We start from the raw sequence: 9,359 nt of genomic DNA on the forward strand, positions 1-9,359 counted from the left end.
TTTTTTAAACTACTAGTTTGGCCGATTAGTTGTCGCTAATCGGTCTTTGTTCTCGATAAAGTACGTTTATTATTTGAAATTAGACGATGTATATAGACCTATATATTCACAAAATACTGCGCTTTATAAATGAAGTAAATAATAATTACAATGGAGTTTAGTACGATGTTACCCGAAATAAATCATATTTTGTACGCTTCAGATCTTGGCAAAAACTCACGTGAAGTGTTTAGGTTGGCTGCAAAGCTGGCGTTTGATAATAAGGCTCATATCACCTTCCTCAACGTTCTTGAGCCAATAGGGAAGACGACTGAGGAGATGATGGCTCAGCATTTATCAGAGGGAGCGCTGAAAAAAATTAATGAGGATGGCCTTACATCATTGAAGAAAAAAATTGAGCATCGCATTGAAATTTTTTGCCAACAGGAGCTGCCTGATGGATTTGAATATCCGCAAGGTTATCCGGAAGCTTTGGTAATGCAGGGGCGACCTGAAGAAGTAATTATTGAAGAGGCGGAGCGCCTTGGTGTCGATATGATTGTTATGGGAACGCGCACTCACTCTAGCCTAAAGAAACTCTTCTTGGGCTCAACGGCGCAGCGAGTATTACAGGAAAGCAAAGTCCCTGTTATTATTGTGCCATTGTAACCGCATTAACAATCGAGTAAATCTATGGATAGATTTAGGCTACCCTTAGCTGTGTCAGCAACGTAAATACTTCGCAGCCAACAGCGATGTTTAAGACCTTGGTTGCCAATTAGATCCGAGGTAATTGTGCAACCAAACAGGATCTGCTATCTATTTGGGCCGCTATAGCCGGTAACCAAGTGAGGCATATTCTATAATCACCCAGTGTAGGTAAATCGTCAGGAGGAATACAACCAACAGGAAGCATTTCTTCGGCTTCAACGATGACATGTTCTACTTCCAGTTCCCTGGTATTCAGCTGTCGTTGTGTTTCTGTTGGTTCCAATATATCAACAGCGTTAGAGTCTAAACTCAACGCCTTTACCGATCTGAACTCTTAACCTCCTTTTGTTAAAGCGTTATCCTGTCACTTCAGCGCATCCAGCGTGCGGTCTTCCTGATCTGAAGATTTTACTCTGAAAATAATAGTCCCTAGTGCAACCAGCCCCAACAACCAGCTGTAGTGAATGTTAGCGATTATCAGCAATGGCGATAGTCCGGCGATGGATCCGGCGAGTAATACCTGAGCACCATAGGGTAGCAGCCCCTGTACAACACAGGAGAAGATATCTAACAAACACGCGCTACGGCGGGGATCAACATTTTGGCGCTGGGCGATATCTTTGGCCAGGCTACCGCAAATAATAATGGAGACGGTGTTATTGGCGGTACAGACGTTGGTCAATGCCACGGCGGCACTGATGGCGGCTTCACCCGCACGGGTACCGGGGGCGTTGTTCTGGCCTTTCGTGGTTAAGCGCTCAATCTGCTGAGCAAGGAATTCTAATCCGCCCTGTGCTTTCATCAGAGCACCCAGCCCGCCGATGAGCATCGATAGAATCATGATCTCCTGCATGCCGGTATAGCCCGCATAGATATCTTTGGAGAACTGTGCGATGGCATAATCAGGCAGAGTAGCCAGGCCGATTACGCCCGCCAACACGATACCGCTGAACAGTACCAGCAAAACATTCATACCGGATAATGCCAGCGCCAGGACAGCGAGGTAGGGTAGCACTTTGATCAATTCATAATCTGCCGCTTGGGGAATGCTTGCATTCACTCCCTGCAGGTATAACCAGACAAGGGTAACGAGAGCAGCAGGAACGGCGATCTTAACGTTCATGCGGAACTTGTCGCGCATATCGCAGCCCTGAGAGCGGGTCGCGGCGATGGTCGTATCAGAGATAATAGACAAGTTATCACCGAACATCGCACCACCGACGACCGCACCGATACAGAGGTGCAGAGACAGGTCGCTGACTTCGGTGAGCCCAACGGCGATAGGTGCCATCGCCGCGATGGTTCCCATCGAGGTACCCATAGCGGTGGCAATAAAGGCAGTAATAACGAACAGACCCGGCAGTACCAGTTCTGATGGAATAATGCTCAGACCGAAATTCACGGTAGCGTCGACGCCGCCAACGGCTTTGGCAACGCTGGCAAAAGCGCCGGCCAGCAGATAGATAAGACACATCGTGATGATGGTGTTGTCACCTACACCCTTGATAAAGGTTTCCAGACGTTTGTTCAGATCACCGCTACTCAGCAGTAATCCCAGAACAATTGCAGGCAAGATCGCTACCGGTGCAGAGATCTGATAAAAAGCGTATTCAGCATTCACTGATTGGTAGTAAACACCGCTGCCGATAAACAAGGTCAGAAATAACAATAGAGGTAGTAGAGCGAGCGGATTAGCTCTCATCTTAGGCTCCCGGAATGTAAATAGAGTGTAGGTAAACAATCAGAAAAAAAACCTATCATTCTTGTGAAATGGAGGTTAAATACAGGGTGTAGTCAGTTTTGAGCAGGCAACACCGCTATGAATGGCAGCATTATACGGAGTCAGTGGTACAGGGCTAATATTGATTTACTATGAGCGATAGAGTTTTAGTTATAAAAGAAAATATTTTGATAGCTTTACGGAATAATGATTTAAAAGGCTGCTGGCAAATATCCAGAAAACCAGCCTGCACCCATTTATCCAGTAGGTTGTTGAGTGCAGGCATAATGCTTACTGTTTATCCGGCTTTCAAATATTCACTGTGAAAACGCAGATGCTCCTCAATAAAGCTGGCGATAAAGTAGTAGCTGTGATCATAGCCTTCATGCTGGCGCAGTTGTAACGGGTAGTTACTTGCCTGGCTTGCCGCCAGCAATGCTTCAGGTTTCAGCTGCGTAGCCAAAAAATCATCGGCTTCACCCTGGTCAACTAACGCAGGTACATGCTGTGTTGACGAGCGCATCAGCTCGCTGGCATCGTGTTGACGCCATGCTTCTTTATCTTTACCTAAATAAGCAGAGAAGGCTTTCTCTCCCCACGGACAATTCATCGGGTTGCTGATGGGGCTGAATGCAGAGACGGAGCAGTATCGCTCCGGGTTGCGCATGGCGATCGTCAGAGCGCCATGTCCTCCCATCGAGTGTCCGGCAATCGCACGCTGTTGCGTCACCGGAAAAGTCTTTTCGATGAGGTCAGGCAGTTCCGACACGACATAGTCGTACATTTGATAGTGGCTTTTCCATGGCGCTTGTGTGGCATTGACATAAAAGCCAGCACCTTTGCCCAGGTCATAACTATCATCATCAGCGACATCGTCACCACGTGGGCTGGTATCCGGCGCCACAATGGCAATGCCCAGTTCAGCAGCAATACGCTGAGCAGCAGCTTTTTGCATAAAATTTTCATCGCTGCAGGTTAGCCCTGGCAGCCAGTACAGCACAGGTACTTTAGCGCCTGTCAGTGTCTGAGGAGGTAAGTAGATAGCAAAGCGCATCTGGCAGTTTAAGCGTGTTGAGTGGTGGTTATATTGCTTATGCCAGCCGCCAAAGCTTTTATTACGGCTTATATTTTCTATTGTCATACAGCACTCCGTACGGCCTTTTGGTGCACCTGGATAATGTAGAGTTATCCGTTACAAAAAGGCCGCTGCATTAGCTCGGTTATTTATCGAAGTGAATCACGGTACGAATACTTTTACCTTCGTGCATCAGATCAAACGCGTCGTTGATATCTTCCAGGCCCATGGTGTGAGTGATGAAATGATCTAGTTTAAATTCACCTTTCAAGTAGCGCTCAACGTATTCAGGTAATTCTGTACGACCTTTAACACCACCAAAGGCGGTACCACGCCAGACCCGCCCGGTAACGAGCTGGAAAGGACGTGTCGAGATCTCCTGGCCTGCGCCGGCAACACCAATAATGATCGATTCACCCCAGCCTTTGTGGCAGCACTCTAAAGCAGAACGCATGACATCCACATTGCCGATACATTCGAAGGAATAATCAACGCCGCCATCGGTTAGCTCTACAATCACTTCCTGAATAGGTTTATCGTAGTTTTTCGGGTTAATGCAGTCAGTAGCGCCAAGCTGGCGGGCCAGGTCAAATTTGCTTTCATTAATATCGATCGCAATAATTCGGCTGGCTTTAGCCATGGCTGCGCCAATCACCGCCGATAAACCGATGCCGCCAATGCCGAAAATGGCAACTGTATCGCCTTCCTGCACCTTAGCGGTATTAATGACCGCGCCCATACCGGTGGTTACACCACAGCCCAGCAGGCAGACTTCTTCCAGTGGCGCTTTTTTATTAACTTTTGCTAACGATATTTCAGGTAATACAGTGTATTCAGAGAAAGTAGAGCAGCCCATGTAATGATAAATAGGTTTTCCATTGATAGAGAAGCGGGTAGTGCCGTCCGGCATTAAGCCTTTGCCCTGTGTTTCACGGATCTTTTGGCAGAGGTTGGTTTTACCTGATTTACAGAATTTACATTCACCGCACTCTGGCGTGTACAGAGGAATGACATGATCACCGACAGCAACACTAGTGACACCTTCGCCGATTGATTCAACGATGCCGCCACCTTCGTGGCCTAAAATTGCCGGGAAGATACCTTCAGGGTCATCGCCCGACAGAGTGAAAGCGTCGGTATGGCAAACACCTGAGGCAAGTATGCGTACACGTACTTCTCCTTTTTGCGGAGGCATTACATCGACTTCTTCGATAGAGAGGGGTTGGCCTGCAGCCCAGGCAACAGCCGCTTTTGATTTGATAATATTTCCGCTCATGGTCGACTCTCTTAGCTGGTTGTGAATTTAATGATGATGAGCCTAGTGTAGTTGTTTCTCAGATGGTTATAATCTAGCATTTTATCAAATCACTTTTACGAGCTGGTAACAATGTGTAACCTGAATCATGTTTAATTGGGAAGGTGTCACTGAATTTGTCGCTGTGGCCGAAAAAGAAAGCTTCACCGCCGCCGCGAAGCAACTTGGTATTTCTACTGCGCAAGTGAGCCGCCAAGTGAGTGCGCTGGAAAGCCGGCTGGCCACCAAGCTGTTTTACCGTACCACACGACAGGTATCAGTAACGGAAGCAGGGGAGATCTACTATCAGCACTGTCGCCAGGTGTTAGATGGTCTTGAGAATGCAGAGCGTGCACTCAGTAATCTGCAAAGTGCACCGCGCGGTAAGCTTAAAATAACAGCGCCGACGACCTACGGTGAAAGTAAAATTGCGCCATTGATTAATAGTTTTGTCAGCCAGTATTCTGATCTTGAAGTCTATTGCCAGTTTACGAATCAAAAAGTCGATCTGATTGAAAACGGTTTTGATATGGCTATACGCCTGGGGAAGCTAGAAGACTCCAGTATGATGGCTAAACGTCTTTCTTCACGTCGGCTGTTTGTTTGTGCTTCTCATGCGTATCTGTCAACGCATGGTGAACCCCACCTCGTATCGGAGTTGGAGCACCACAATTGTTTACAGGGCACGCTTGAGTATTGGCGTTTTCAGGACAAAGGCCAGGAACGTAATATCAAAACACATGGCAGCCTCAGCTATAACAGTGGATTGGCCTTATTAGATGCCGCCTTAAAAGGATTGGGGATTGTTCAATTGCCCGACTACTATGTGCAGGAATATATTCAAAGCGGTGAGTTGATTGCGTTATTAGAAAACTATCAGCCATCAGATGAAGGGGTCTGGGCACTGTATCCGCATAACCGCCACCTGTCCCCGAAAGTGAGGGTGCTGTTAGATTTCCTGAGTGAACATTTAGACTGATATAATTCATTGGGCTTGTCAGTATCTCGCTGTCATTCAGCATTTCAAACAATATCGCCGGAAGATGTTAGCAATGAACACTGAAATAGAAGAGAAAAAGAAGTATCTGCTTCACTGGATGTACGACTTCATCGAAGATGACGATGAGCCGGCTTATCTAAAGAAAGATGTCGACGAGTGTGATCAGATCCTCACAGCGTTTATCAATGCTGTTGACGGCAGTGAGCACAAGTCCGAATTTGCCTGGATTTCATCTCAGGTTGAACGGCTGGTGAAAACACTCAATATACTTAATGAAAAACACCAGCACCAACTGCTGGAAACTCATCAGCGCGAAGATCTGTGTGCGCTGATTAGCTTGGTCATTGCACATGCAGGCCATGATTATGAAGGAGACTTAACAGAACAGTGGCGCGAGTGGTAATAAATACTACCGGGCAGCTTTTTAGCTGCCTGTTCCGCAATATCACTTCTCAGCACTAATAAGAATGAAGCTTTAGCTGTATTTGACCTTACTTAAGCACAACCAAACTGTGTTTTACTGAATAAAAACCTAGCTAAGTGTTTAATTTTACTATATTGGCACGCTAGGAGGTGTTATTGGCATGGAAGGCGGTCTTCCGCCTGTGTTGTTTCTCGTATCGTGTAAATATCTCCTCAGGTAGAGGAGCAAGAAGTCATGTTGCAAGGTGTTTACTGGGCAACACTCAGTCCATTCAAGGCTGAAATGTACTTCACGCATTTACTTCATGCACTTCCCAAACGGGAATATAACGATAAGAAGGATTACCATGTCACTTAAAAATAAACTTGCTACTACATTGCTGTCATCAGCTGTTGGCCTGGCCGCTTCTTTTAGCGTAATGGCAGCCGAACAAACATACGTAACTATCGGTACCGGTGGTCAGACGGGAGTTTACTACGTTGTTGGTCAATCGATCTGCCGTTTGGTTAACCGTGGTACAGATGAGCACGGCATTAAATGTACTGCACCCTCTACGGGTGGTTCTGTGGCTAACATTAATGCAATCCGTCAGAATCAGCAGGATATGGGCCTGGCACAGTCAGACTGGCAGAGCTATGCGCTTGAAGGTACGACCCATGAATCATTTATAGAACAGGGACCATTTACAGACTTGCGCGCCATGTTTGCTGTACATAATGAGCCTTTTACTGTGGTTGCCCGTGCCGATTCAGGCATCGAAACGTTTGATGACTTACCTGGTAAGCGTGTCAACTTGCAAAACCCGGGTTCAGGTACTCGCGGTACAATGGAAGTACTGATGGAAAGAAAAGGCTGGACGAAAGATACGTTCAAGCTGGCAGCAGAGCTTAAAGCATCTGAACAGGCTCAGGCGTTATGTGATAACAAAATTGATGTCATGATTTACTCTGTAGGCCATCCATCCGGAGCCATCAAAGAAGCAACCACGTCATGCGAAGCAAAAGTGATCCCGGTAAACGGTGGCGTTATCGATACGCTTCTCGCTGAAAATGCTTTCTACGCGCCAGCAATCATCAAAGGCGGCATGTATGAGGGTACCGACAAAGACGTCGCAACGTTTGGTAACGCCGCTACAATGGTGACATCGGCTAACGTTAGCGCTGATACTGTCTACCTGGTGGTTAAATCTGTATTCGATAATTTTGATCGTTTCAAAAAGCTGCACCCAGCGTTTGCTGACTTAGATCCTAAAGCGATGATTGCTAACGGTTTGTCTGCACCTTTACATGAAGGCGCTGTTCGTTACTACAAAGAACAAGGCTGGATGTAATTTTCAACTAGCCAAAGAAGGGGTGTGTAGCATCCCTTCTTTCTTATTCCTGATTCCAGTGTTGGGAGATGAATATGACGGATTCAGACAAACAGAACAAAAACACGCAAACAGCACTCGATGAAAAAGAACTCCAGGAAATGGTCGCAGCCAGTGATACTGGCGCACGTATCCCGCACGGTTGGCAGGGTAAACTACTGTTAGGCACCGCGCTCGTCTGGTCACTTTTTCAACTATGGATAGCATCACCCCTTCCTTTTTATGATTGGCCTCTTATCGGCAGCTTTGGTATTTTCAACGACACCGAAGTCCGCGCTATTCATTTGGGTTTTGCTACGTTCCTGGCATTTACGGCCTATCCGGCCCTTGCTCACTCACCACACCATCGTGTCCCACTTAACGATATGATACTCAGTGTTGTGGCTGCTTTTTGTGCTTCCTATATCTTCCTGTTTTATGAGCAACTCGTGAGTCGCCCAGGCCTTCCCAATACGCAGGATTTAGTGGTCTCTGTTGCCGGGATTATCTTATTGCTCGAAGCGACACGCAGAACACTGGGTCCGCCATTGATGATCGTGGCGATTGTATTTTTGACCTACTCACTGGCCGGCCCTTATATGCCGGATATCATTGCCCACAAAGGCGTTACACTTAAAGAGCTTGTCAATCACCAATGGCTAACCACTGAAGGCGTTTTTGGTATTGCGCTTGGCGTGTCTTCCGGTTTTGTATTCCTGTTTGTTTTGTTTGGCGCACTGTTGGATAAAGCAGGAGCAGGTAACTATTTCATACAGGTCGCATTCTCCTTATTAGGTCACATGCGTGGCGGTCCGGCTAAAGCGGCGGTCGTTGCTTCAGGCCTGACCGGGCTGATTTCAGGCTCATCCATTGCCAATGTGGTCACCACCGGTACGTTCACCATTCCGATGATGAAACGTGTTGGTTTCTCCGCTGAAAAAGCAGGCGCCGTTGAAGTGGCGTCTTCTGTTAACGGACAGATTATGCCGCCGGTCATGGGTGCTGCAGCATTTTTGATGGTTGAATATGTGGGTATCTCTTATGTAGATGTCATTACCCATGCCTTTTTGCCAGCACTGATCTCTTATATTGCACTGGTATATATCGTGCATTTGGAAGCACTCAAGCTCGATATGCAGGGTCTGCCACGTCGTGGCGCGATTAAGCCCTGGCACCTGCGTGTGATCGGCTTATTGACCGGGTTTATGGTGACGGCTGTTATTGCCGCTGTCGTTTACTATGGCATTGGTTGGATTAAGCCTACCTTCGGTGAATATGCCGGATGGGTAATTGCTGCATTATTAACAGTGACTTACCTCTACTTAGTGCGTTATGCAGCGGCCGTACCTGATCTGAAAAAAGAGAATCCTGATTCTCCGATGATTCAGCTTCCTGAAGTGGGCCCAACGGTTAAATCCGGTCTGCACTTTCTATTGCCGGTAGTGGTACTGGTATGGTGCTTGATGATTGAACGTTTGTCTCCGGGGCTTTCTGCTTTTTGGGCAACCGTACTGATGATCTTTATACTGGTGACACAGCGCCCGTTAATGGCATTTTTTCGCCACCAAGGGGGGATAGGCACACAACTGAGAAGAGGGGCTAACGAACTGATTGACGGACTGATCGTCGGTGCCCGTAACATGATCGGTATCGGTATCGCCACGGCAACCGCCGGTATTATTGTGGGAGCAGTATCGCAAACCGGTGTGGGCTCTGTACTGGCTGATTTGGTTGAGATTCTCTCGATGGGTAACTTGTTACTCATGCTGATTCTGACAGCCATATTGAGTCTGATACTGGGGATGGGA

8 protein-coding genes are annotated in these 9,359 nt (G+C 47.2%); 5 read left to right on the plus strand and 3 right to left on the minus strand.

Annotation, left to right across the window (positions count from 1 at the left end; all coding sequences use genetic code 11):
- The first annotated feature begins 165 nt into the window (after nucleotides 1-165).
- Complete coding sequence (locus ABY436_RS08250) at nucleotides 166-648, plus strand: universal stress protein (protein WP_177201128.1); 483 nt, start codon at nucleotides 166-168, stop codon at nucleotides 646-648.
- Between the two features lie 406 nt (nucleotides 649-1,054).
- Here ABY436_RS08250 and ABY436_RS08255 read toward each other — a convergent pair whose 3' ends face one another.
- The 3 genes from ABY436_RS08255 to ABY436_RS08265 form a co-directional block, all read right to left on the minus strand.
- Nucleotides 1,055-2,392, minus strand: coding sequence for a Na+/H+ antiporter NhaC family protein (locus ABY436_RS08255; RefSeq protein WP_372738498.1), 1,338 nt, complete (start codon nucleotides 2,390-2,392; stop codon nucleotides 1,055-1,057).
- A 316-nt stretch (nucleotides 2,393-2,708) separates the two neighbouring features.
- Nucleotides 2,709-3,551 (minus strand): S-formylglutathione hydrolase, encoded by an 843-nt coding sequence (fghA, locus tag ABY436_RS08260; RefSeq protein WP_372738499.1) that lies wholly within the window; start codon nucleotides 3,549-3,551, stop codon nucleotides 2,709-2,711.
- A gap of 79 nt (nucleotides 3,552-3,630) precedes the next feature.
- A complete protein-coding gene (locus ABY436_RS08265) occupies nucleotides 3,631-4,749 on the minus strand; it encodes an S-(hydroxymethyl)glutathione dehydrogenase/class III alcohol dehydrogenase (protein WP_372738506.1) in 1,119 nt (372 codons plus the stop codon).
- Nucleotides 4,750-4,888: 139 nt separating this feature from the next.
- On the opposite strand from ABY436_RS08265, the gene ABY436_RS08270 reads away from it, so the two are divergent.
- The 4 genes from ABY436_RS08270 to ABY436_RS08285 form a co-directional block, all read left to right on the plus strand.
- A complete protein-coding gene (locus ABY436_RS08270; protein ID WP_372738500.1) occupies nucleotides 4,889-5,758 on the plus strand; it encodes a LysR substrate-binding domain-containing protein in 870 nt (289 codons plus the stop codon).
- A 73-nt stretch (nucleotides 5,759-5,831) separates the two neighbouring features.
- Nucleotides 5,832-6,182 carry a hypothetical protein gene (locus ABY436_RS08275; protein ID WP_372738501.1) on the plus strand — a complete coding sequence of 117 codons (351 nt, stop codon included), beginning with the start codon at nucleotides 5,832-5,834 and terminating at the stop codon, nucleotides 6,180-6,182.
- Between the two features lie 367 nt (nucleotides 6,183-6,549).
- On the plus strand, nucleotides 6,550-7,533 hold the full coding sequence (locus ABY436_RS08280) for a TAXI family TRAP transporter solute-binding subunit (RefSeq protein ID WP_372738502.1): 984 nt from the start codon (nucleotides 6,550-6,552) through the stop codon (nucleotides 7,531-7,533).
- A gap of 74 nt (nucleotides 7,534-7,607) precedes the next feature.
- Nucleotides 7,608-9,359, plus strand: a 1,752-nt coding sequence (locus ABY436_RS08285; protein ID WP_372738503.1) for a TRAP transporter permease, incomplete at its 3' end; no start/stop codon positions are given.

Source organism: Neptunomonas sp. (assembly GCF_041601355.1).
In the GTDB taxonomy this organism is placed as follows: domain Bacteria; phylum Pseudomonadota; class Gammaproteobacteria; order Pseudomonadales; family Balneatricaceae; genus Neptunomonas.

What these genes read in the sequence shown, in the direction of transcription:
- ABY436_RS08250 (WP_177201128.1), top strand. Translation starts at nt 166, where the DNA reads ATGTTACCCGAAATAAATCATATTTTGTACGCTTCAGATCTTGGCAAA.
- ABY436_RS08255 (WP_372738498.1), bottom strand. Translation starts at nt 2,392, where the DNA reads ATGAGAGCTAATCCGCTCGCTCTACTACCTCTATTGTTATTTCTGACC.
- fghA (WP_372738499.1), bottom strand. Translation starts at nt 3,551, where the DNA reads ATGACAATAGAAAATATAAGCCGTAATAAAAGCTTTGGCGGCTGGCAT.
- ABY436_RS08270 (WP_372738500.1), top strand. Translation starts at nt 4,889, where the DNA reads ATGTTTAATTGGGAAGGTGTCACTGAATTTGTCGCTGTGGCCGAAAAA.
- ABY436_RS08275 (WP_372738501.1), top strand. Translation starts at nt 5,832, where the DNA reads ATGAACACTGAAATAGAAGAGAAAAAGAAGTATCTGCTTCACTGGATG.
- ABY436_RS08280 (WP_372738502.1), top strand. Translation starts at nt 6,550, where the DNA reads ATGTCACTTAAAAATAAACTTGCTACTACATTGCTGTCATCAGCTGTT.